This window comes from Flavobacterium flabelliforme (assembly GCF_017948675.1).
GTDB classification, from domain to species: Bacteria; Bacteroidota; Bacteroidia; order Flavobacteriales; family Flavobacteriaceae; genus Flavobacterium; species Flavobacterium pygoscelis.
The window spans coordinates 376650-401684 of record NZ_JAGFBU010000002.1 but is presented as its reverse complement, the minus strand read 5'-3'; the positions used below and the strand labels follow the sequence as shown (position 1 = coordinate 401684).

Sequence of the window (25035 nt, the reverse complement as noted above, 5' to 3'; positions counted from 1 at the left end):
ATATGCCAATACATTTTATTGATAATTATGCTAAACAAAATTTAGAAGCTATCATTATTAATCAAGATGGAAATACCCTATTTGGTGAACTTTGGTTATATGAACAATTTCTTACCTTTAATAAAAATAAATTTGTTGAGGATGAAATTTGGTATTTTAAGCATAACTATAATTTATCAACTCATCCATCTAGCAAAAGAAAAGTTGAAGGGCAAGTTGATTTTCTTTTACTCTCTAAACAAGGATTGTTAATAATTGAAGTAAAAGGTGGGGGTCTAAGAGTTGACGAAAATGATTGCTATTTCTCTTCAGGTGAAGGTAAAGAATATGAAACTCAAAATCCATTTACTCAAGCTAAAGAATATGTCCATACTTTTAAAAAACTGATTGATTCTTCTGTTTTTGTTTACCGAGCAGTAGTTCTTCCACATGAAGCTGGTTTCATTTTAAAAAGTCCTCAGTTAATTGGTTATAGAGATATATTCTTTTCAAAAGCAGATATTTCTGGTTTGGATGATAGAGCAATTCAAAATATTTTTTTCAAGTTTATCAACGAATTAGGAAGAAAAGCAAGAATTAGAACGATAAAGGAACTATTCCCTAATTTAAGTGCCGAAGCTATTTCAAAAAAGGCTTACGAGCAATATCCTGAATTGAGTTCAAAAGAATTAAAACGATTAAAATCTGAACTTTTCCCAACACAAACCACTTACGGTTTTAATCCTGATAGAATAAATGCAGAATTAATTTTAAAAGAAAACTATGAAGTTTTAAAAGGTTTAAGTCGCAACAAAAATGTTATAATACAAGGAGCTCCTGGCACTGGGAAGACAGCATTGGCAATAAAGTTTTTAGCTGAAAATTTATTAAAACAACAAAAAGGCATTGTTTATTGTGCAAATAAATTCATTAGATCCAAATTAGAACATATTATCCTTAATGATTATCAATTAGACTCTAACAATATAAGTTTCAGAATATTTTCGGATGCAGTAACGCAAGAAAGTGTTGCAGCGGATATAGATTTTTTAATATTTGATGAGGCACAGGAATACTTTGATAAAGGATTATACGATTTTATCGAGAAATTAAATTCAAAATTAGGCAAACCTAAGATTTTAGTTTTATATGACCCTGATCAAGCAATTGCATCTAATCTGAAGGAATTAGCTTGGTATACAGATTTCTTTATTGAAATTGGATATACACACTATTATTTTGATGAGAATTATCGTTGCGCCCAAAATATAGAAATAGGAGAAATTTCAAATTGCTTATTGTATAATGAATATGGAAAAATAAAAAACAAGTATAAAAGCAGCTTGATTTGTGTTGATGATTTGAAGCAAAAGTTAGAATTATTTAGCTTTATTTTAAATGATGTAAATTTTACAAGTTCGGAAAAAATCATACTAATACATAGCAATTTAATTGAAGATTTTACAAAAATAGTAAGTGAATTCTTTTATAGAGATATTGAAGAATTAACAGAAGCCAACATTAATATTTCTTCAAATAAAGTTAGATATAGCAGCCCTATTAAATACAGAGGTTTAGAAAACGAATCGGTTTATTTAATTACTAAGGAATTAAATGACAGTACCAAAGTTCAAAATTATATTGGAGCAACTAGAGCGATGAATTCACTTAAAATTATATTATGGAAGTAATATTTAATAAAATTCATGATGTGGTTCTTGAGACTTTAGAAATTCAAGATAATAGACCTTATATTCTGGAAGTGATTGGTAAATGGTATTATAATTTTTTGATATCAAGCCAAGAAAAATTAACTCTTTACTTACCTAGTTATGATGAAAAGTTATTAAATATAATTTACGATTACGTTCGTCTATTTTCACTTACCTATAGACTTTTAAAAAAGAATCCAGTTTCGGATTTTGAAGGTACCTGTCTCTTAAATATCTTTGATTATAATATAAAAAGGAATAATTTTAGTTCTGGAAAATCAACAATTGACTTTGTGAAAAAGTCTGGTAATTTCTTGATATGGTCAGATAATATAGTAGTTGAAACAAATAGATTTTTGCCAATATTTCGTAAAGAACAAATTGAAAATTCCCATTGGCGTATCACATATAATACATTTAAATTATTTAAAAACATAAGTAATCAAAGATTGATAAATCATCCAATTTTAATTGATTTTAATTTTGATTTATGTCTATCAATTCATACTGGAGAACAAATTAGACATTATGAGTATATTCTTTTTAATACTTTAAAATATAATTATGAAATGTCTTTAGAAGAAGTTATTGAATATGAAGATGAAACTTGTAAACAAGACATTGTAAATCTAATTACACTAAAGTATCCTTATCACAAAAACATTCATGATTACCTGTCAAATATTGGAAAAAAGAAATTTGATTTAAATATTAATTCTCGCTTCTGTTACAATAATTTACAAGAGCATGATATTATTTTATTACCAGAGGAGATTAAACCTAACAATACTAACTTACCTGTATTAATTCCTGATTTTAAAATATTTGAGACTAATCATAATTTAGAAATATTTGAAATTTTAAGTAGTTTTAAAGTCCATTGGAATGAATATGAATTTAATAAATTTACTAATCCATTCCCAAAATATTGGTTTTTGTTCATTAATCCATCACTCCCAAAAGAGGACTGGTTTGAAATGTTTAAAATTGATTATCCTATTGTTGCGAAAAAACCAATAATTAATGAAATAAAAAAAATAATTTATTTATTACATGAATTGGACTGGGGTAAACAATTAATAAATGACATAAAAAAACCAGTACTATTGTTACCTGATATAAAAGGGACTCGAAAGAAAAAATTAGAGAAATCATTAAATTCATTTAAACACTATTTACATGATTTAAATAGTAGGGTACTTTTTATTGATAATAACGAAATTGATTACTACCTCAATGAAAAAAATATATTATTATTAGATGCCTTTAACATTATCAATCTAGTCAATATACTTTCAAAAAAATCTGATTTTAATGTAATAATTCCTGATTTCATATATTTTAATTATCAGCCTTGGATAAAATACCATATTTTAAATTATCAGTATGAACCATTATTGAATCCTATTAGAGAAGATACTGATGCTCAATTTTCTAACAACAAAGAAAAATATCAAAAATCTAAGTTAGAATTAATTCAAAATATAAAAAAAGATATAATAAATTACAGAAAGAAATACAAGCAAGAGAATATTGAAATTGAAATTGAAAATGTAAATATTGAAGGTGAGGATATTATTTTTTATAATGATGAAGAAATCGAGTTCAATAACAAAGTAAAAAAAGAAAGTGATAATAAGGAGTATATAATACATACCATTCAAGGTATAGAATATGTTGAAAAAGGAAATACTACTATTTTAATTAGAAAAAACACTCTTATTTCAAGTTGTATTTCTCAATTAAATATTGGTGATGATTTTATATTACAAAGTGAAGTCAGTTCCGCAATAAGTAGAGATAAATTAGTAGACAAACTTAGTAAAGTACCTGATTCAGTAATCGAATTTCAAATACAATTATCAAAGTATGACAATGTCTATAATACTCTAGACAAATTAGGTCTAGAATATATCCATAGTAGATATTTTAACCAAAAATATGTAATTGATTCAAAGGACTTTAGTTTGGATAAATTTATTCTTCCAAAGAAAAAAGAGCACTGGAAAATCATTTGTGAATTTTTAGGAATTAATTCAAATGATATGTTTCAAGCATGGATTGCCCATTATGGAAGAAAACATTTGAATGAAATAAAAAAAATATACAAACAAATATATGATTTGTGTTTGAAAAACAATTATTTAAGTGAGATTGAAAACCCTGATTTAATATCAAAAGCTTCTATATATATTGAAAATAATATTTCAATATTCGAAAACGATGAAGAAATTAACACAAAAGAAATAGCAAAATCAATTCTATCTTCTTTGACAAATGAAATAAATTTTCAAGAAGTAAAAGAAATTAAAAATTTAAATTGATGAATGATTTTAGAAAAAAAAGAAATAGTCTTGAGTTATTTGTTCGTGAGCAGATAATTGGACCTGGTGCTTTTAACAACCGCTTTTTCTTTATAGAAAAATGGGATACAAGTGAATTTAACGGAATTGACTTTAAAGTCAAAAATGTAAATCCAATAGATAACAAGAGTGAGGTTTTAGCTGAGGTTCCTGCTTATCAATATAGTTCTGCAATTCTTTTTCCTGAAACAAGGGTGTCAAAAGGATCGGAAACACAACTCAAAGAGAAATTTTCAGAATCGGATATTGATGGAGAAAATCCAGATACAGAGGATATAGAAAAGGGTGGAGATGATGATAGAAATATTGACAATACTGAGGAAAGTTTAGTTAGTAAACAACAGAACTATCCCAATTCATTTGGTCTCTCATTTGTTGTAGGTAAAGAAACTAATTTGCAAGATGATTTGACCGTGAGTGTTTCATTTAGAAAATATCATAATATAAATAAAAAGGAATGTTTTAGCAGTAAACTATCTTGTATAGTTTCTGAATATGATAATGAAATTGAAATTGCAATTGAGAATTACTTTAAACCCTTATTTACATCAATTAGAAAAAATAACAACCTTTTTATATGTCTTAATCAAGAAATTAATAAGAATAATATTTATGATGTAGATTATATTCATTTAAATAATTATTTCCAAGCAACTCTTTTAAAAACTATAGGTGATGTTTTCAAAACAGAAATAGTCGAACTAAAACAAAAAAATGGTGTTATATATTATGGTATTAAAGGTGATTATGATTTGCAGTTTTATTCAATTTCAGAATCAATAAATTATAGCGGTAATGAATATAAAAATGTAGCTTCACTTTATGATAACAGCATAATTAATTATATTAAAAGTAAACTAAAAGAAGATTTATCTAATTATTCATATTATAAAAAACTTATAAAGGAAATTGAAATATTCAATCAGTTAAAAAATTATGTAACGGATTTAAAATCTGTATATAAACCAAGAAATTCTTCTCCAATTTGGGAGGCAAAAACTTTTGAAAACATTTCAATCTCTTTACCAAAACATGATGGAACCAGTAAAATATTTAGATTAAATAATCAAGTTATCGATAATAACATTAAAGAGGTTTCAGATTTAATATATTCGGTACAATATATTCGTAAAAATGAAGAAATATTTGTTAAGATATTATTGATTAATAAGGCAAATATTATTCTTAAGGAAAATGAGCCTCCTCAATTAAACAAAAAAGATGAAGCAAACTTAAAGGCATATTTTGGTATTCAATTAAAAGTTGACGAGATTAAAGAAAATACACTAAAGCAATATAATCCTCCTCAATTATTAGATTTTGATGAAGAAGATAACTTTAATAAGCTACTATACAGAAATTTCCATGACTTTGGTGAAGGATACAACACATCTGTAAATTGGGGTAATGTTAACAAATGTAAGTTTATAACAACAGAATTTCTTCCAGAGCAAGAAACGCCAAAAGTAGATTTTAAACCAAGTAAAATTGTTAATGGAAAAATAGTTTCAAGAATTGAAAATGATTCTATTTTATCTATGCAATACCTTTCAACTTTATCCGACGTTACGGATAGTGATGTTTTACAGGGTTTAAAAGATTTTGTGAATGAATACAAAATTTGGATTGAAGAGAAACAAAAGAATCTTAATAATGAAAATTTACTTAAAGGAGAAGAAAAGGAACTCTTAAAGAAACAACTATTAGCTTGTGATAAAGATTATATAAGATTATTAAGGAACATTAAATTAATTAGTAATGATTCGAAAGCAATGGCTGCATTCAGGCTAATGAATACAGCTATGTTTATGCAATTACATCATAGTATTAAGAAACCCTTTACTCCTACTTCAAATACAGAAGAATTTTATAAAAATATAAATCTTGGAGGAAATGATTATAAATGGCGTTCATTTCAAATTACTTTTATTCTACTAAACATTGATGCATTTGTTAGACCAGATCTAGACGACAAAACTGTTGAAAACATATTTTCCAATGGTTGGCCTGAAAGAAATGAGATAGCAGATTTAGTTTGGTTTCCAACTGGAGGGGGTAAAACAGAAGCCTATTTAGGGATAATTGCATTCGTTATTGGATATAGACGTTTTACCAATGGTGAAAGAGGTACTGGAACAACCGTTTTAATGCGTTATACATTGAGGTTGTTAACATTGCAACAGTTTCAAAGAGCAACTATGTTAATTTGCGCATTAGAAGCCATCCGTAAAGATAGTTTTTCAATACCTAATTCTTATAGTCTAGGTGTTTCGAGAATTACAATTGGTTTATTTGTTGGTTCTGGCTCATTGCCTAATCAATGGAAAGGAACAGGTAATTCTAGCGATACAAGCATGGAGAAAGAACTTGAGAAAATAGCAGCTTGTATTGAAGGCGGCAAAAAAGTGAGTACAAATATACCATTTACTGAATGCCCATGGTGTGGCAGCGATTTATTTATTGATAAAGAATTAAGTAATGTTTCTCATACTAGTAAACCTTCACGAAATAATTATGGAATAAATGATCAATTAAACATTTGTTGCAATAATTCATCCTGTACTTTCAAGGGGATGGGAAGAAATAGACCTAGCAATGAATTTAGCCTACCTTTAAGATTATTTGATGAGGATATTTATAAGTACCCTCCGACACTACTTTTTGGGACGGTAGATAAATTTGCTGCTTTAGCAAATAATGTAACCACAAATACTTCAGAAAGAAATAAAGATTCTAGGAGATTATTTGGAAAAGGATACAATCATGACACTTTACCACCAGAACTAATAATACAGGATGAGTTACATCTTTTACTTGGCCCTTTAGGGTCAGCTGTAGGACTTTTTGAAAAAAGTATAGATTACTTATGTACAGAAAATGGTATAAAACCTAAAATAGTTACTTCTACAGCAACTACAAGAAATACAGATAAACAAATATTTGCTCTATTTAATAGACGATCTGAAATATTTCCAAAACAAGGAATAGTATCAGACGATTCGTTTTTTGCATATTATGAAAGATATATCGATGAAAATAATGATGAAAAATATATTTCAAATCGAAAATATCTAGGGATTTTACCTGTTGGTAAAACACAAGTTTGGATGCAATTAAGGATAGCATCAATTTCACTTACGCATAGATTAAAATATCTTAAGGAGTGTTATACAAATGATGAAATATTTGAAAAACCTGAGTTAATAAACGAGCATAAAGATGTGTTTGATTATTATCATACTGTTTTATCTTATTTTAATAGTCTAAAAGATGTTGGTAAGACACAATCACAATTAAGTCATTATTTACCCGGAGATGTAAATTTTGTTACAAAAAATACTGTCTTATGGAGCTTTTTAGATAAGCTAATTAGAAACGAAAGTAACATTGATTATTCAGAACTTACTGGAAGATTGACAGGTGAAGATGTAAAGTCTAATCTGTCAAACATTGAAAAAAAATGGAGTCTAATTTCAAATGATGGTAATACATTAAAATTAAATTCTAATAATCCTCCAGAGTTTGTGATATCTACAAATATGATTTCGGTTGGTATTGATGTATCAAGATTCAATACAATGATAATAAGTTCAATGCCCAGAAATATTGCAGAATATATCCAAGCTTCAAGTAGGGTTGCAAGAAGTAAAGAAGGAATTGTATTTACTGTTCATCATCCATTTAGATCTAGAGACATTTCACACTATCAAAAATACAAAGAATTTCACGAGAAATTTTACAGTTATGTAGAACCAATTTCAGTTACTCCATTTGCAAGTAAAGCAATGGAAAGATACCTAGCAATGTTTTTATCAGTTATGATTAGACATGATGAGACTTTGATGCTAATGAACAATGCAGATGCGTGTAATATTAGCAATATTAAAATTAATCAAATCAAAGCGATAATTATTAATCAAATTATTGAAATTGAAACCAATGCAATTAAACTAGACAATTATTTAAAATCAAGAACTCATAATGTAAAATCAAGTGTTGATGGTATTATATCTGAGGAAGAGTTGATAGATTTAAATAATAAAGTTGAAAGGCTTTTAAATAATTGGTTTATAAGATTACAAGGTAGTGAACCTATTCCTGAATTATCCTTTTATAAGAAAGATATGAATTTGAATTCTTTATTTATTAGATTAAGTGATAATAATTATCCTGATCACTGGAAGGTAGGTTATTCATTAAGAGAAATTGACCCATCAGTAGTAATAAAAACAGTTCAACAATAAAAATATGGCAGCAAAACAATATTTTGAAAATACACAAGCAAATGAAGCCATAAGTAAATTTAAACTTTTATCAGCTTATGGTGGCCCTGGTTCAATTGTACATACTGCATATGGTAGTATCATTATTTCATGTATCGAAGAATGGGGTTTTTTAAAAAAAATACTGGATATTCAAAAGGATGCAGTTGATACAGGAGTAAAAGAAAAGAATATAAAGGATTATGTTGTAAAACAAGCAAGACTAGAGAGAAACGGCAATATAGGTATTTCAAATGACGCCAGATTACTTGAGTCTTTAATAAATAGAAAAGGGTTAACTGAATTAAAATATTTAGTTCTTATTCCTGATATCGCTGTTCAAGATTTTTCTAATAAAATTAAAAATAGTGGAAATGAATTAGCAATTAATAGTTCTTTTATGCCAAAAGTATTTTTCGATAAAAGTAAACGCTACAAGTTTTACAAAGAATGGTATAATGAATGGTGTAAAAACAAGAAAAATGATGATCAATATGGAGCAAAATTCTTTCCTCCAAAACATAATACTGAAAATAGTATAGCAAATTTAACTCAAGATAATATTGTCCTAATATGTGATCATGGTCATATCAGTGATTTTCCATGGTCAAAATTTTTAAGATGGAGGACAGATTCTCCTATGGAAATAAATTCTGAAAAATCTATTGAATTATTTAAATCACAACCATGTTGTGGTTCAGATGACACTAGTACTGCCGTAATTAAAATTACTTCAAGTACAGCTAATGCATCAGGGTTCGATGGCAAATGGTTAAAGTGTGAAAACTGTGGTAGGCAAACCTCATTAAAAGGATTGATGAGTGTGAAAATTAAATGCTCAGGACACAAACCATGGGAAGCCATAACATCTAATAATGGTGAACTTAAATATCATTCTGGCAATTCTAATTCAAGGTCTAAAATGCCTCCATTAGAAAATTGTTCATCAACGAAAGCGATGAAGGTTGCCTTAACAACAGGAAATAATTTATACTATTCTAGAATGCTTTCTAGTATATATATGCCTGACGAATTATTCTTAGATGAAAAAACATTAAGCTTGAATTCTCTTGAAAGTGATTTGGAATTAGCTATGGATGATAAAAATTTCGAAGAGGCAATGAGAATAAATAGTATAATCACTTCGCTAAAGACTGAAATTCAAAATAATTCTTTAGTTGAAGAAATTCAAGATTCTGAAAAAGATATACGATATCGCTTCGAAGAATATAAAGCTTTAGCACTAAAAGATGAAGATGAAATAAATGTTGATAAAGTTGAGCATTTAAAAGTAAAAGATGTAACTGCAAACATTAGTGGTTCAGACTTAGAGAAGTATTTTTCAAGAATACTTAGAATAGATAATATGAAAATTACTTCAGCTCAACTTGATTTTTCAAGAGTTGTTCCTTTAGATTCTGATGCCGATAATATTAGCTCGAAAAATATTTTTAGCTCTAAACCTGATAGTGTTCGCGTATATCCGGTAGTTGAAAATTACGGAGAGGGAATCTTTTTTTCTTTTAATGAAGAACTAATTAATAAATTTTCAAATTCCAAAGGAATAGAATCAGTAAACGAAAATTTATATGAATTACATCAAAAGAGCGATACTTTTTCAGAAGGTGCTATTAAATATGGATTAGAGAATAATTGGCAGTTATATCTAGTACATACTTTTGCTCATTTAATTATGCGAGAATTAGAATTCAAATGTGGTTATCCAACAGCATCTTTGTCCGAAAGAATTTATGTCTCAAATGATGAAAAATACAAAATGTATGGTTGCATGATATACACAGCTGAAGGAGCTGAAGGAAGTATGGGAGGACTTATTGCGCAAACTAGACCACAAAACTTATTAAATTTAATTCAAAGTGCATTGATAAGATCAACTATATGTAATAGTGATCCTTTGTGTTGGGAATCTGATGGTCAAGGTTTATTTGAATTGAATTTTGCATCGTGCTTTTCATGCAGTCTTGTAAGTGAAACATCCTGTGAGCACAGAAATATTTATTTAGATAGAAGAATTTTAGTAGATGAAAATAATGGTTTCTTTAAAGAATTAATAAAATGAGTTTTTTTTCTAAAAATGAGAATTTCATTAAAATCAAGTTTCATAGTGATATGAGAGGAATGTCTTTAGAGCAGAAGATATTTCATTATAATACATATTTAAAAAAAGACACCTTAAAAAGATTAAAAGAGTATTTAAAAAGCTCTGAAGAAGAACTTGAAAATGATGATTTTAACAATGAAGATTTTAACTTATTTACTTCATCTCAAAATGAGTTACAAAATAAAACAAGAGATTATTTAGAAGTTATAGATTTATTAAAAGATTTTGAATTTGAATCAATTTTATACTCCATTTACTTTGAAGATTCTAATAAACAATTACTATCTGTCATTAGTGAACAATTAATTAAAAACAAACCAATTGATTTCCAAGATAAATTTTTGATTTTAGATTCAATAAAAAACAATGGAAATCTAACCCAAATTATTTTAACTGAACAATTAAATTTAACAAACAACGATTGGTTAGAAGAAAGTGTTAATCGAAATCCAATAGTAAAAAAACTAACGGAATGGATAGGATTAAAATTAATTGAAAGTAATACAGAATTTGAAATTAAGCTAGTATTATTTCATTACGCTAAATTTTGGAATACAAAATATTCAAGTCCTTATAATGAGATAAAAGGTGTTGTATTATTAAATGATTTAATTTCAACTTTAAAAAAAGAACTTCAAAATTTGAAAATAAATTTCAAAATAGTTTTAAATGAATTATATCTGATTCTTGACTCTTTACTTTTTAATATTAATCTACCTCCATTTTTAGAAAACGAATTCACTTTAAGAAACTCAAAAATGCCAGGATATGGGAAAAAGTTGAATGAATTTAATTTATTACTAGAACAATCATGTAAATATTTAGTTAATTATGATAAACTTTCTAATAAAGAGCTTTTTAAAAAATATTTTGATTCAGATGAATCAATTCAAAAATTGATTTTTGAAATTATTAAGAATAGATTTTCAAATGAATACATTCCAAATAGTAATGACATAAATTATTTTAATGAAAATTATTTACTGTCCACAAATGACAGTCAAAAATTAATTGAATTTTATATTCGAATTAATTATTTTTTTGAAATGAAAACTTATTGAATTACAAGCTCCAATGTATGATGACTATGCAATTAGTGAAATTTTATTTCATTGGCAATCACAAAATCAAACGAGAGATGATTTAGGTAAAGGATTGACTTACATTAATCATCAAAAACTTGGAAAAAGAATTTTATTATTCATTAGGGAACATTCGAAAAATCAATTTAACAATATAATGGGTTACGTTTTTATCGGCGAAGCAAAATTTATAGAATCAGAAGGTTCAAAACCAATGAACATAAAATGGCAATTAAATGAACCCATTCCAAATTATCTATGGAAGGAATCTGCTAAAATGTCTGTAGGATAATTTTAAAATCCAATCTTCTCCACAAAAAATAAATTTATCACAAAAAACCTCATTTTCTCTGTAAGGGATTAGAATAAACTACCTTACAAAGAAAATAATGGCTATAGAGCATAAGGTTCGATTGGTTGAAGAGTTGTTCGACCGTCTTGAAAAAGAAATTGCTGTATTCCAGTCAGAAACACATTTGCATTGTATTGCTGGATGCGGTAAGTGTTGTTCGACTCCAGAAATAGATGCCTCGCCATTAGAGTTTTTACCGTGGGCATTTCATTTATTTTTAAATGGAGAAGCCGAAGATATGTTGATGCAACTCCAACAAAAATCAGATTCCAACTGCCATTTATATCGTCCGATTTCTTTTATTGATAGAAATATGGGAAGTTGTAGCGACTATCGCTATAGAGGATTAATTTGTAGACTTTTTGGATATGCAGCCAGTAGAGATAAATATGGACAGCTCCGTTTAGCCACTTGTAAGATAATTAAAGAAGGCCAACAAGAAAACTACAACACCGCCGAAGAAGCGATCAGTAAAGGACTTTACGTTCCTGTTTTTACAGATTATTATATGCAACTGTCACAAATAGACAATAGACTCGCTACTACGCTACTTCCTATAAACCAAGCTTTGGCAACAGCCATAGAAGAAGTCTTGCATTATTACGCGTACAGACCGTTACCAAATGGTCTAGGAAATAGTGCTTAAAAGCAATAACAAAGTTAAGTTTGTTTAAGTTTTAATTTTACTTAAATCACTTAATGGTTAAAAATGCAAAACAGTATTGCAATTAGACGTAAAAAACCATAATGCAAAAACTCTAACTAACAATTCATTGTACAATTTTCTTCGCTAGAGCTTTAGCAGCAAAGTTGCTCATGTTTGTTGAGACGCTTCCAGCGTGACAAACTAAGGGTGATGTTTACCTATAAATTGAATTCTATTATTTGGCTGAAATAACTGAAAAACTGCTATTAGTTCTAAATAATTATTTCATTAAAAACTACTGTTGAATACGTCATAAAACAAAATCATATAGTTTCAACCAACAAAAAAAGCCCCAAACGGGGCTTTTTCGATATATATAATTCAAGTATTATTTACTCAAATACATTTTTCTTCTAGAGTATAATTCGTAGAATTGATCGTCTTTTAAGTCGTCAATAAACAAGATGCTTTTTCCTGTTGATTTCATTTCTGGTCCTAATACTTTGTTTACATTTTAAAACATGCGTAAATAGGATGATATAACTCATGAAATTTCTGAATTAAAAGTTAGTTAGGCCTATAGTTTTTTGGATAAATAAATTCAAATCAATGAGTTTTAAGAAATTATTTAAAAATTTATTTTTGTACGATAAATCGACTATATTTACCCAAAAAAATAAGCCTTAGAAAAATTTTAAGTGGCTTTACTTTTTTGCTTTTAAAAGTTCAAAGTAATCTTTTTGCATTCAATTATGTAATGCAGCAGGTAACAAAAGATTTAAAAGAAACAGATAAAAAACCTCATTTACTAAAAACTAAGCTTTGCAATAATTGTAGCAACAGATAATAATTCACATATTAAATAAATAAAAACAATGCAAAAAACTTCAAATGCTTTCGTAGCAGCTTCTTGGGTGGCCTTAGGGGCGGGAATGATCGGTTACTTAGTTGGACTATGGCGTTCAGAAATGTTACTAAATGAAATAGGCTACTATTTTACAGTTCTAATGTTTGGTCTTTTTTCAGTAATATCACTTCAAAAAAGTGTTAGAGATAGAATTGAAGGCTTTCCTGTAACCGATATTTATTATGGTATTTGTTGGTTTGGAACAATTTTATCTATCGTGTTATTAATCGTTGGACTATGGAACGCAACTTTATTACCAAGTGAAAAAGGATTTTATGGTTTTGCATTTTTATTGGCGATTTTTGGAGCGATTGCAGTTCAAAAAAACACAAGAGATAATATGACAATTACAGAACCAAAACAATAAATAGCTTATTCCTAATAAGAATACCAGCGCAGATAAAACTGATTTAGAAAAAACAAAAAGCCCCAATCAAGGGGCTTTTTCGATATATATATAATCCAAGTATTACTTACTCAAATACATTTTTCTTCTAGAGTACAATTCGTAGAATTGATCGTCTTTTAAGTCGTCAATAAACAAAATGCTTTTTCCTGTTGATTTTTTTAATAAAAATTGATTCATTAATCAGAACTCAAAATGAATTATCTTTGATAAATGAACAAGAAACTTTACATAATAGCAGGTTGCAATGGAGCGGGCAAAACAACTGCTTCGTTTACGATTTTACCTGATATATTAAGGTGTAAAGAATTTGTAAACGCTGATGAAATTGCCAAAGGTTTATCTCCTTTTCAACCTGAGAAAGTTGCCTTTGAAGCCGGAAGAATAATGATAAAAAGAATCAATGAACTACTAGATGCAGAACAAACATTTGCTTTTGAAACTACTCTAGCTACTAAAAGCTATAGAGGAAAAATTATAAAGGCAAAAAAGCAAAACTATAATGTAACTCTTTTGTTTTTTTGGTTAGAAAATGTAGATTTAGCAATTGAAAGAGTCAGAACACGAGTTCTTGAAGGTGGTCACAACATCGATACAGACGTTATAAAAAGAAGATATAAAAACGGTATTAAAAATCTTTTTGAAATTTATGTTGATATTGCGGACGAACTACTTATTTTTGATAATTCATTTGGAGTACCGGAGTTAATTGCTGAAAAATCTGTCGTTAGTGAAATGAAAATTTTAAGTCCTATTAAATTCAATAACTTAAAAAAAAATTGGAATGAAAGAATATAAGAGATCGCTGAACCAACAAAAAATAATTGATGGAATGAGCAAAGTATATGAAAAATTAATCGAATTCAAAAAGAAATCAAATAGTGAACTAGTCATTCTTAAGGATAATAAAATAGTTAGAGTAAAACCATAATAAATGCAAAAAGCCCCAATAAAGGGGCTTTTTCGATATATATAATCCAAGTATTATTTACTTAAATACATTTTTCTTCTAGAGTACAATTCGTAAAATTGATCGTCTTTTAAGTCGTCAATAAACAAGATGCTTTCTCCGGTTGATTTCATTTCTGGTCCTAATGCTTTATTTACATTTTGGAACTTGCTGAAAGAGAAAACCGGTTGTTTGATTGCGTATCCTTTTAATTGTGGATTAAAAGTGAAATCCGTTACTTTGTTGTGTCCTAACATTACTTTAGTAGCATAATTCACATAAGGTTCTCCATATGCTTTTGCGATAAAAGGAACCGTACGAGACGCTCTAGGATTCGCTTCGATGATGTAAACCGTATCATCTTTAATGGCAAACTGAATGTTGATTAAACCAACTGTTTTCAGCGCTAAAGCAATTCTTTTAGTATGGTCTTTTATTTGTTGCATTACAAATTCCCCTAAGTTGAACGGTGGCAAAGTCGCATTACTATCTCCAGAGTGCACTCCGCAAGGTTCGATATGCTCCATAATTCCTATGATATACACATTTTCACCATCACAAATCGCATCCGCTTCTGCTTCAATCGCTCCATCCAAATAATGGTCTAAAAGTAATTTGTTCCCTGGAATAGTTTTCAATAAATTGATTACGTGCTCTTCCAGTTCTTGTTTGTTGATTACAATTTTCATTCCTTGACCACCCAACACATAAGAAGGACGAATCAATAATGGAAAATCTAAAACATCCGCTAAAGCAGAAGCTTCGTCAGCCGTTTCAGCAATTCCAAATTGTGGGAAAGGAATGTTTAATTCGGTTAATAATTCAGAGAAACGTCCTCTATCTTCGGCTAAATCCAAAGCATCAAAGCTAGTTCCAATAATTTTTATTCCGTATTTAGATAGTTTCTCCGCTAATTTCAAAGCCGTTTGACCACCTAATTGCACGATAACCCCTTCTGGTTTCTCATGCTGGATAATATCGTAAATATGCTCCCAGAAAACTGGCTCGAAGTATAATTTATCTGCTGTATCAAAATCAGTAGAAACTGTTTCTGGATTACAGTTGATCATAATTGTTTCGTAACCACATTCTTTCGCAGCCAAAACGCCGTGTACACAAGAATAATCAAACTCGATTCCTTGACCAATTCTATTTGGACCTGATCCAAGAACGATAATTTTCTTTTTATCTGTAACTACACTTTCGTTATCTACGTAGCGTGTTCCGTCTGCTTTTTCTATTTCCGCTTCAAAAGTAGAATAGTAATATGGTGTTTTTGCTTTAAATTCTGCCGCACAAGTATCTACTAATTTAAACACACGGTTGATGTTCATCACGTCACGCAAACTGTGTACTTGACTTTCTAAACAACCCATCATGTGCGCAATTTGTCTGTCAGCAAACCCTTTTTGTTTGGCTTCTAACAACAATTCTCTTGGCAACGTTTCTACTTTATAATTTGAAATTTCTTTTTCTAAAGTATAAAGTTCTTCATATTGTTTCAAGAACCACATATCTATTTTAGTGATTTCATGAATACGACTCAAAGGAATTCCCATTGCAATTGCGTCATAAATCACAAAAACACGATCCCAACTTGCATAAGTCAGTTTCTCGATAATTTGTTCGTAGTTCGTGTATCCTTTTCCGTCAGCACCTAAACCATTTCTTTTGATTTCTAATGATTGCGTCGCTTTGTGTAACGCTTCTTGGAACGAACGTCCAATTCCCATTACTTCACCAACGGATTTCATTTGAAGTCCTAAAGTTCTGTCAGCACCTTCAAATTTATCAAAGTTCCAACGTGGAATTTTCACAATCACATAATCCAAAGTCGGCTCGAATAAAGCAGAAGTCGATTTGGTGATTTGGTTTTGTAATTCATCTAAATTGTATCCTAAAGCTAGTTTAGAAGCAATTTTTGCAATTGGGTAACCCGTCGCTTTTGATGCTAAAGCAGAAGAACGAGACACACGAGGATTGATTTCAATCGCTACAATATCTTCTTTATCGTCTGGCGAAACAGCAAACTGCACATTACAACCTCCAGCAAAGTTTCCGATGCTACGCATCATCAAAATCGCATAGTCACGCATTTTTTGGAAAGTCGTGTCAGATAAAGTCATCGCTGGCGCAACAGTAATCGAATCTCCAGTATGAATTCCCATTGGATCCATGTTTTCGATAGAACAGATAATTACCACATTATCGTTTTTATCTCTCAACAATTCCAACTCATATTCTTTCCAACCCATCAAAGCTTTGTCAATCAAAACCTCATGAATAGGTGACATTTCTAAACCGTAGGTAAGTTTTTCGTCAAATTCTTCTTTTTTATATACAATCGCAGCTCCAGTTCCTCCAAGGGTAAACGAAGGACGAATTACTAAAGGGAAACCAAATTCTTGTGCAATTTCTTTTCCTCTTAAATATGATGTACAAATTTCTGCAGGTGCAGAAGGTACATTTATCTTTTTAAGCAATTGTTTGAACTGCTCTCTGTCTTCGGTAATATTAATGGCATTTACATCAACACCTATCATTTTTACACCAAAATCCTTCCAAATTCCTTTTTCATCCGCCTCTAAACACAAGTTTAAAGCAGTTTGTCCACCCATTGTAGGTAAAACAGAATCGATTTGAGGATGTTCTTTTAGTATTTCAATAATAGACTTAGTCGTTAATGGCTTCAAGTAAACATGATCGGCCATAGTTGGATCGGTCATGATGGTTGCAGGATTAGAATTGATTAGAATAACTTCAATTCCTTCTTCATGAATAGAACGAGCAGATTGAGATCCTGCATAATCAAATTCGCACGCTTGACCAATTACAATAGGACCTGAACCTATTATTAAGACGGATTTTATCGATGTATCTTTTGGCATTTTGTAGTAATTATTGTGTTGTGTAGTTATTTTTTAAGGGTTTAAAGTACTTAAATTATACGACTTTAAACGCTGCTCTTTAGGCTTTATTTACCGATTAGGTATAAAAAAAGGCGATACTAAAGAAAGTAACGCCTTATTTATGTTTATACAAACATTATTTTTTGTGTCTTGGTTCACAAGAAACAGTCAATTTATGTCTTCCTTTAGCTCTTCTACGCGCAAGAACTTTTCTTCCATTAGCAGAAGCCATTCTGTCCATAAATCCGTGCTTATTTCTTCTTTTTCTTTTCGATGGTTGAAACGTTCTTTTGCTCATTGCTTTGTATCTTTAAAAACTTATTTATATCTTTCTTAATTCGGATACCTGTTACCCGAAATCCGAGTGCAAATATACAAAGACTTTTTTTCCTCACAAGTAGTTTTGTAAAAATATTTTCAATTCATTTTACTATATTTGTGATCTTAAAATAATCACACTATGTTTCACAGAAATATTAAACTTATTATCGCCGGACTTATCATTGCTACTGGCTTTTGGCAATTTACAGAAAGTAATATTGGTAACGGAATTTTCCTTATACTATTAAGTGCAATTCCTATTTTTCTTTACTTCAAAAATGAATTCATCTTATTAGCCTTCTTAAAACTAAGAAAACAAGATTTTGAAGGAGCTAAAAAATGGCTAGCATACATTAAAAATCCAGATACGGCTTTGGTAAGAAAACAACAAGGATACTTTAATTATTTACAGGGTATCATGTTGTCACAAACAAATATCAATCAAGCAGAGAAATATTTTAAAAAAGCAATCGAACTGGGATTGTCTATGGATATGGATTTAGCTGTTGCTAAATTAAACCTTGCCGGAGTAGCCATGTCAAGAAGAAGAAAGCTAGAAGCAACCACCTTATTGAATGAAGCTAAAAAGCTAGACAAACAAAATATGTTAAAAGAACAGATCACGATGATGAAAGATCAGATGAAAAAGATCTAAATAACAAAAAGGGCCAAATGCATTTCATTGGTCCTTTTTTGTTTTAATTCACATAAAGAATATCGCATCCTTTTCTGTTTTAACTTTTAGCATATTTTTTCCTGAAAATAGTAATTCACCACAATACTTTTAAACACGTTGAACATGGATCATTTTAAGACCGAAGAAGCCATTAGCAAATACAATAATTCTCCACAAGAAAAATTATCTGGACTTTCTCCTTCTCAGACTCATGAATTAATTCACAATCCATTAGGCGAAAATTCTTGTATTAAATTTAGTTCACACATCACTAATGAAATTCTAGACCAAATTCCTTTTTTTAGAACTGCTGAAGAACTTTTAAAGATTATTAAACGTGATGGATTCCTAAAAGTTACTCCACATGGCGCACTTCCTAAAAAAATTCTCGTAGAATTATACGATTTCAATTTTATCACTGACGAACACATAGCGTCTGGTATAAACAAGCTTTATAGAGAGGACGAATGCATCTCTTTAAAAACAGCTCGAATAGTTTGCGAATCCACCAATCTTGTTAAAAAAAGTAAAGGAAAATTACTCTTGACAAAAAATGGAGAAAGATGTTTGAAAGCTGAAAATCGCGTTGAATTATTTAAAGTAATTTATTTAATTTTTACCGAAAAATTTAATTGGGCTTACATTGATGGTTATACGAAAGAACCTGTTGGTCAATATGGCTGTTTATTTTCGATCTACTTATTGAAGATATTTGGAGATAAAGAAAATGCAACAAGCTTTTATGCTTCAAAATATTTACAAGTTTTTGAAAAATTCTTAACTCTATTCAACGACGATTACGTTTCCCCTGAAAAACAATTTAATAGTTGTTATACTGTAAGAACGTTTGAAAGATTTACAGAATGGTTTGGTTTTACTACGATAAATGGAATGAAAAATTTTTATGATCAAGAAAATGCAAAAATTGTAAAAACAGAATTACTTGATAAAATATTTGTCTTTGAATAAAATCATTAAGTCCGAAATGGTTTTAAAATATAGAATTTAACAACATTCTACTTTTCTACTTCCCTCTTCTACAGCAGATAATTTGTTGTAAAACCTTCTTTTCTAGGAATAAAAATAAAACTTAGATAGGTTGATTGGCAAAATAATCTAATTCAGCTCTTATCAAAAAGAAGAAATCCTCCTATAAATAACAAAGTAACCGCAAAAACTTTCTTTAATATTTTTTGGTCAATGTTAATCGCTAATTTACTTCCAAAATAACCACCTACTACAAATACTATCGAAATAATTATTGCAAATCGCCAATCGATATATCCAGCCTTATGATAATTAATCACTGCAAGCATGGTTACTGGAGGCAATAAAGCCGCTAAACTCGTTCCTTGTGCTTGCTGTTGTGTAAATCCCATCAGTAACAAAAGAGGAACCATAATTATGCCTCCACCAATTCCTATTAATCCGCTGAGAATACCAGCAGCTAAACCTATACACATCAATAAAACTATAGTTTGCATTGTCATTTTCATGTCATTTAAGATTAATAACCACTAAGTGGAATTTCTATTTGATATTTTTTGCCCTCCGCATTAATCAATTTTGCTTCTCTCAACCAAGGATTATGAATTTTCAAAATTTTATAATTGATACCTTGTCCTTTTGCAAAATCAGCTAAGTCTGTAATTGCACTATCAATTTCAATTTTTCTAGTAGGCAACACCGAATATAAATCCTCAGAAGCGATATTATATCCATATTTTGAGGGGTTATTCATAATTTCTTTTAAAGCTAAGATCCTAAAAACATATCTAGAAGTTTCTTCAGTAAGTAACAAGTCATAATAATTCGATATTTTCTGAATTGCAATTTGCTTATTAACACCTGCCATTCCACCATTATAGGAAGCAGCAGCCAAAGTCCAAGTACCTAATTTACCTTTAGCACTCAAAAAATAACTACAAGCAGCCTGTGTAGATTTGGCCAGATCATAACGCTCATCCACATTATCATTCACTTCCATACCGCGTTCTTTTCCTGTTTCTGGCATAAACTGCCAAATTCCTCTCGCTCCAGCTGGCGAAACCGCATTTACTAAACCACTTTCAATGACAGCTAAATATTTAAAATCATCAGGAATACCGTTTCTTTTCAAAATAGGTTCAATAATTTTAAAAGCACGATTGGCTCTTTTTATTGCTAAAATTGTAGAAGCATGTAAGTTTACATTGACCAATAATTCTCGATCAAATCGCTCTTTAACATCTGCAATATGCAATGGAGTGGGCTCGCCAGCAAAGTCTAATTTACTTGGAAAAGCAGACGTGTCAATGCTGTCAACTGTAGAATTTGTTTTTTTAGTTGTTGCAAAAACAAACAAGCCACTCAAAAAAATTACTGCAACAATTATTATGGTTTTGTGTATTCCTTTCATATTTTCTATGTTTTATCATTACTGATTAACGGCTACCCTATTTTGTTCCCAATATTATTTCAGGTAAATTTTCATTGAGCCATTTGTATTTATTTAAAATCATAATATGCGTTCCTCCTTTGACCACGATACAATCCTTGATATATTTTATAGGAAAAACATCATCTGCATCGCCATGAATGTGAATCACATTTTTATCAACCACGGTTCTATCCCAAAGAATTACTTGCTCTACCGACCACTGTAAATATCGAATATCTCTAACGGAAAGGAATTTTTCATACAATTCTAAACGCTTATTTATAGTTTCACCAAAGGAAAACTTAGCTAAATTCTCTAGATTCATTAGTAAACTCATTGGAATTAACTTGTAAGCTTTAGTCGTTTTGGCTAACTTAAATCTACGAGGAAACTCTAAATTACTTTTGACACTGGATATAATAATAACTTTTTTTACCTGTATAAAGCGAGCCATTTCTTGCACTAAAATTCCACCAAATGAAACACCAATGAGAACGGGATTAGGATGCTTTATCTTAGCTGCTATTCGTTTAGCATAATCCAACAAAGTTTCATTATCTAAAGGGATTTCCCATTCTAATAAGTAAATTTCAAAATCAGCTTCTGGAAGCTTAATTCGCTCGAAAATTGAAGTACTTGCGGCCAATCCTGGCATTAGATAAACAGGTATTTTACTCATAATTGTTTTAACGATTTTATAACAACATTCTGATTTTTTATCTCGATTTTTGTATAAAATTAATTTTTTTTATTTAAATTCATCCCACTTCACACCTTATATTACCAATAATTTATGAATACACAAATTTTTAAATCAGACACAAGAGGTACTGCTAATTTTGGTTGGCTAAAGGCAAATTTCTCTTTTTCTTTTGGCAATTATTTTAATGCCGATCGCGTACAATTTGGAATGTTACGAGTATTAAATGACGATACTATTGACGGAGGAACTGGCTTTGGCACACACAGTCACGCTAATATGGAAATAATAACTATTCCTTTAGAAGGCGGTCTAGAACATCGAGATAGCATGGGAAATGAAGGAGTCATTCGCTTTGGAGAAGTTCAGGTTATGAGCGCTGGATCTGGCGTAGAACATTCTGAAATGAACGCAAGCAAATTAGAAGAAGCAAAAACATTACAATTATGGGTATTTCCTGATCGAGAAAATGTAGCTCCAAGATACGACCAGAAATCATTTGATATTGAAAATCAAATCAATACCTTTGTAAATATTGTTTCGCCAAACGATCAAAATGATGGCAATGCACTTTGGGTTTACCAGAAAACCTTTTTCCATTTAGGAATTTTTGACAGTAACACTACAACCAATTATTCGGTTAGGATTACTAAAAATGGTGTTTATTTATTTTTAATTGAAGGCGAAATACTAATTAATAACCAAGTTTTGAAGGCAAGAGATGCCATGGGAATAACGGATTTTGATTCCGTTGAAATTCAGATTATTTCCAAATCAAAAATACTTTTGGTAGAAGTACCAATGAATTAGCGTTAATTATCATGGATGGATTAATCACTATTGACATTAAAGACAACACATTTGCACGACAATTTGAAACTACAGTAGAGGAAGGATTAGTTACTGTTGAATATTCTTTTCAAGAGAAGAAGATATTTCTAACGAAAATTAATACTCCAGAATCGTATGAAAATGAAGAGTTTATCACTAATTTTCTAAAAAATATAATGGAAATTGCGATAGAGCGAAAGTTCAAAGTAGTTCCAATTCTTCCAAAAATAGTGGTTTTCTTCAAGAAAAACCCAGTATATAAAGAATTACTTCCACCGGGAATTAGACTTTAGTAAAAAGGTGCCGTTCGAATGAGCTGCACCTTTTTTTTATAAATTGTTTAAAACAAAATCAATATCCTTTTTTACTAATCAGTTCCAGTTATCGCACCATTTAGTTCGTTCATTCTGTATGCTGCTGAAAAATCATTGTAGCTGTTATTTATTTGATAAAATCAACATCTAAAATCGTTAATAAGACACTCTTTTACAATAAAAAATAATACTTGTAATTTACAAGTAAATTTTAAATACCTTTGTAGTTGTTTAAACAACTATATTTATGGGAACAATTTTTTCAACAGAAAATTTATATACTATTTTGTCTGGAAGGACGCACTCCGCTTTTAACAGAGCGTTGTTGACTAATTTTAGAAAAAACAATATTTCGCTAACAAAAGAGCAATGGACTATTCTAGGTGTTTTGTGGAAAAATGAAGGTTGCACGCAACAAACATTAGCAGATCAAACTTCGACTGACAAACCCGGAATAACGCGTTTAATTGATCATTTGGAAAAAGAAAATTTAGTAGAACGGCATCCTGACGCAAATGACAAACGATTAAAATTAATTTTTTTGACTCCGAAAGGGAAATCAATTGAGAAGGAAGTAATGATTGTTGTCAATGAAACTCTTAAAAATGCGATAAGAGACATTGAACCAGAAAGGCTCGAAATCGTAAAGGAGACTTTTCTTCAAATTTATAATAATTTAGAAACAAAAAAATAAGATGAAAAAATATCTACTACTTTCCCTTTTTTCGCTTTTTACATTTGCTACTGGATATGCGCAAATAGAAATTTCAACTTCTTTACAAGAGGCGATTCATAAAGCTATTGAAAAAAACAGTTCGATAAAAAATAAAGAACTCGAAATTGAAAAACTGCAACTTCAGGAAAAAAGCGTTTGGAATAAATATATCCCAACGGTAGAAGCTAGTGCCATTTACTCCTATTTTGACAATAAATTGACAGTTGATCTTCCTGCCACGACCCTACCTATAATTAACATTCCGGTGTTTGGTGGAAAATCGACTTTTGATAATTACGGAAATATTTTTAATGGAAGTATAATGGCAAAAACGGTTTTGTTTAGCGGAATGCAAATTCCTAATGGTGCTAAGGCATTGAAGCAAAAAGCAATCGGAACAGAATACCTAAAAGAATCTGAGAAGGACATTATTATAAAAGACGTTATTAACACCTTTGACCAAATCACTTTATTAATTGAAGTTGAAAAACTTTTGAATGACAGTGAAAAGAGATTGCAAACTGAAACCAAAAGAATTTCTAAAGCAATCGAAGAAGGTCTTGCTATTCCTTATGATCGAGATAAAATAAAATTGGCCTCATTAGAATTGAAATCTAAAAGAATTGAACTAGAGGGAAAACGAAAATTAGTATATAGAAAAATACGCTATTTAACAGGCTATTCCGATTCAGAAATAAATAATGTTCAATACAATTTAGTTCCTTATTTAATTTTGGAAGAGAATTTAAGCACCGAAAACAAAAAAGAAATCAAAGCCTTAGAATCATTTAAAGTAGCCTATGAATATTTGCTAAAAAAAGAAAAAGGAACTTTTCTTCCTACTTTAGGTGCTTTTGGGGGCGTAACCCACAGCAGTGTATTTGATGCAAACTCAACAACTCCTGTAATTCCAGGCCTAAATACGCCTCTTCATTTACAGTTAAATGAGATCACGATAAGTCCAAATTGGATGATTGGTGCAGGAATAAAATGGGAAGTTTTTGCCGGTTTTGAAAGAAATCATAAAGTTCATGAAGCCAAAATAAATATTGAACAAGTACAAAACCAAATTGATGACACTAAAGAAAAATTACAATTGCTATTGGAAAACAATTATGTTAATTATTCGGTTTTGAATCAAAAAATAGAAATAGCATCACAACAAGAGAAAGTAGCCCATAACAATTTGAATTTAGCCATTAAACAATATAAAGAAGGTTTGATAAACATATCTGAACGTCTAGAAGCCGAAAACGATTCTTATAAAGCATCTTTAAATAAAATAAATATCCTAATAGAACAGCGTCTATCAGCTATTGAAACCATTATAGCCACGGGCGAATTAACAAAATATATAACAAATTAAAAGC

21 protein-coding genes are annotated in these 25035 nt (G+C 29.7%); 16 read left to right on the top strand and 5 right to left on the bottom strand.

Features of this window, described 5'->3' with window-relative positions:
* Nucleotides 1-2 precede the first annotated feature (2 nt).
* From J3S90_RS08105 to J3S90_RS08060, 10 genes are all read left to right on the top strand, one after another.
* Nucleotides 3-1670 carry an NERD domain-containing protein gene (locus tag J3S90_RS08105; RefSeq protein WP_210645762.1) on the top strand — a complete coding sequence of 556 codons (1668 nt, stop codon included), beginning with the start codon at nt 3-5 and terminating at the stop codon, nt 1668-1670.
* Nucleotides 1661-4015 carry a hypothetical protein gene (locus J3S90_RS08100; RefSeq protein ID WP_210645761.1) on the top strand — a complete coding sequence of 785 codons (2355 nt, stop codon included), beginning with the start codon at nt 1661-1663 and terminating at the stop codon, nt 4013-4015. The genes J3S90_RS08105 and J3S90_RS08100 overlap by 10 nt, the downstream gene beginning before the upstream one ends.
* On the top strand, nt 4015-8298 hold the full coding sequence (locus tag J3S90_RS08095; RefSeq protein WP_210645760.1) for a helicase-related protein: 4284 nt from the start codon (nt 4015-4017) through the stop codon (nt 8296-8298). Before J3S90_RS08100 ends, J3S90_RS08095 begins: the two co-directional genes overlap by 1 nt.
* A gap of 4 nt (nt 8299-8302) precedes the next feature.
* On the top strand, nt 8303-10396 hold the full coding sequence (drmB, locus tag J3S90_RS08090; protein ID WP_210645759.1) for a DUF1998 domain-containing protein: 2094 nt from the start codon (nt 8303-8305) through the stop codon (nt 10394-10396).
* Nucleotides 10393-11499 carry a hypothetical protein gene (locus J3S90_RS08085; protein WP_210645758.1) on the top strand — a complete coding sequence of 369 codons (1107 nt, stop codon included), beginning with the start codon at nt 10393-10395 and terminating at the stop codon, nt 11497-11499. The genes drmB and J3S90_RS08085 overlap by 4 nt, the downstream gene beginning before the upstream one ends.
* A 13-nt stretch (nt 11500-11512) precedes the next feature.
* A complete protein-coding gene (locus tag J3S90_RS08080) occupies nt 11513-11812 on the top strand; it encodes a DUF3427 domain-containing protein (RefSeq protein ID WP_210645757.1) in 300 nt (99 codons plus the stop codon).
* Nucleotides 11813-11909: 97 nt separating this feature from the next.
* Entirely contained in the window at nt 11910-12518 is a 609-nt protein-coding gene (locus J3S90_RS08075; protein ID WP_210645756.1) for a YkgJ family cysteine cluster protein, read from the top strand.
* Between the two features lie 875 nt (nt 12519-13393).
* Nucleotides 13394-13792 carry an inner membrane protein YiaA gene (gene yiaA / locus J3S90_RS08070; protein ID WP_210645755.1) on the top strand — a complete coding sequence of 133 codons (399 nt, stop codon included), beginning with the start codon at nt 13394-13396 and terminating at the stop codon, nt 13790-13792.
* Between the two features lie 252 nt (nt 13793-14044).
* Nucleotides 14045-14629, top strand: a complete 585-nt coding sequence (locus tag J3S90_RS08065) for a zeta toxin family protein (RefSeq protein ID WP_210645754.1) — start codon at nt 14045-14047, stop codon at nt 14627-14629.
* Nucleotides 14616-14762, top strand: a complete 147-nt coding sequence (locus J3S90_RS08060) for a hypothetical protein (protein ID WP_170151315.1) — start codon at nt 14616-14618, stop codon at nt 14760-14762. Before J3S90_RS08065 ends, J3S90_RS08060 begins: the two co-directional genes overlap by 14 nt.
* Before the next feature lie 53 nt (nt 14763-14815).
* On the opposite strand, the gene carB is transcribed toward J3S90_RS08060, so the two are convergent.
* Nucleotides 14816-17668 carry a carbamoyl-phosphate synthase large subunit gene (gene carB / locus J3S90_RS08055; protein WP_210645753.1) on the bottom strand — a complete coding sequence of 951 codons (2853 nt, stop codon included), beginning with the start codon at nt 17666-17668 and terminating at the stop codon, nt 14816-14818.
* A 157-nt stretch (nt 17669-17825) separates the two neighbouring features.
* Complete coding sequence (rpmH, locus tag J3S90_RS08050; RefSeq protein WP_007136275.1) at nt 17826-17987, bottom strand: 50S ribosomal protein L34; 162 nt, start codon at nt 17985-17987, stop codon at nt 17826-17828.
* A 162-nt stretch (nt 17988-18149) separates the two neighbouring features.
* Here rpmH and J3S90_RS08045 point away from each other — a divergent pair, with 162 nt between their 5' ends.
* The gene (locus tag J3S90_RS08045) at nt 18150-18665 is read left to right on the top strand and encodes a DUF2892 domain-containing protein (RefSeq protein ID WP_188051149.1); all 516 of its coding nucleotides are present in this window, start codon (nt 18150-18152) and stop codon (nt 18663-18665) included.
* 144 nt (nt 18666-18809) lie between these two features.
* Nucleotides 18810-19655, top strand: coding sequence for a hypothetical protein (locus J3S90_RS08040; protein ID WP_210645752.1), 846 nt, complete (start codon nt 18810-18812; stop codon nt 19653-19655).
* Between the two features lie 152 nt (nt 19656-19807).
* Here the strand turns inward: J3S90_RS08040 and J3S90_RS08035 are convergent, their stop codons facing one another.
* The 3 genes from J3S90_RS08035 to J3S90_RS08025 are packed head-to-tail and all read right to left on the bottom strand — an operon-like array spanning nt 19808 to nt 21784.
* A complete protein-coding gene (locus J3S90_RS08035) occupies nt 19808-20182 on the bottom strand; it encodes a sulfite exporter TauE/SafE family protein (RefSeq protein WP_317192530.1) in 375 nt (124 codons plus the stop codon).
* An 11-nt stretch (nt 20183-20193) separates the two neighbouring features.
* Nucleotides 20194-21084 carry a lytic transglycosylase domain-containing protein gene (locus tag J3S90_RS08030; RefSeq protein ID WP_210645751.1) on the bottom strand — a complete coding sequence of 297 codons (891 nt, stop codon included), beginning with the start codon at nt 21082-21084 and terminating at the stop codon, nt 20194-20196.
* Between the two features lie 37 nt (nt 21085-21121).
* On the bottom strand, nt 21122-21784 hold the full coding sequence (locus J3S90_RS08025) for an alpha/beta hydrolase (protein WP_210645750.1): 663 nt from the start codon (nt 21782-21784) through the stop codon (nt 21122-21124).
* 114 nt (nt 21785-21898) lie between these two features.
* Between J3S90_RS08025 and J3S90_RS08020 the strand changes: the two genes are divergently transcribed.
* The 4 genes from J3S90_RS08020 (at nt 21899) to J3S90_RS08005 (ending at nt 25031) form a co-directional block, all read left to right on the top strand.
* Nucleotides 21899-22615 carry a pirin family protein gene (locus tag J3S90_RS08020; protein ID WP_210645749.1) on the top strand — a complete coding sequence of 239 codons (717 nt, stop codon included), beginning with the start codon at nt 21899-21901 and terminating at the stop codon, nt 22613-22615.
* 11 nt (nt 22616-22626) lie between these two features.
* Nucleotides 22627-22929, top strand: a complete 303-nt coding sequence (locus J3S90_RS08015; RefSeq protein WP_223151108.1) for a GNAT family N-acetyltransferase — start codon at nt 22627-22629, stop codon at nt 22927-22929.
* 268 nt (nt 22930-23197) lie between these two features.
* Nucleotides 23198-23644, top strand: a complete 447-nt coding sequence (locus tag J3S90_RS08010) for a MarR family winged helix-turn-helix transcriptional regulator (protein ID WP_188051143.1) — start codon at nt 23198-23200, stop codon at nt 23642-23644.
* A 1-nt stretch (nt 23645) separates the two neighbouring features.
* Entirely contained in the window at nt 23646-25031 is a 1386-nt protein-coding gene (locus J3S90_RS08005) for a TolC family protein (RefSeq protein WP_210645748.1), read from the top strand.
* Nucleotides 25032-25035: the final 4 nt, after the last annotated feature.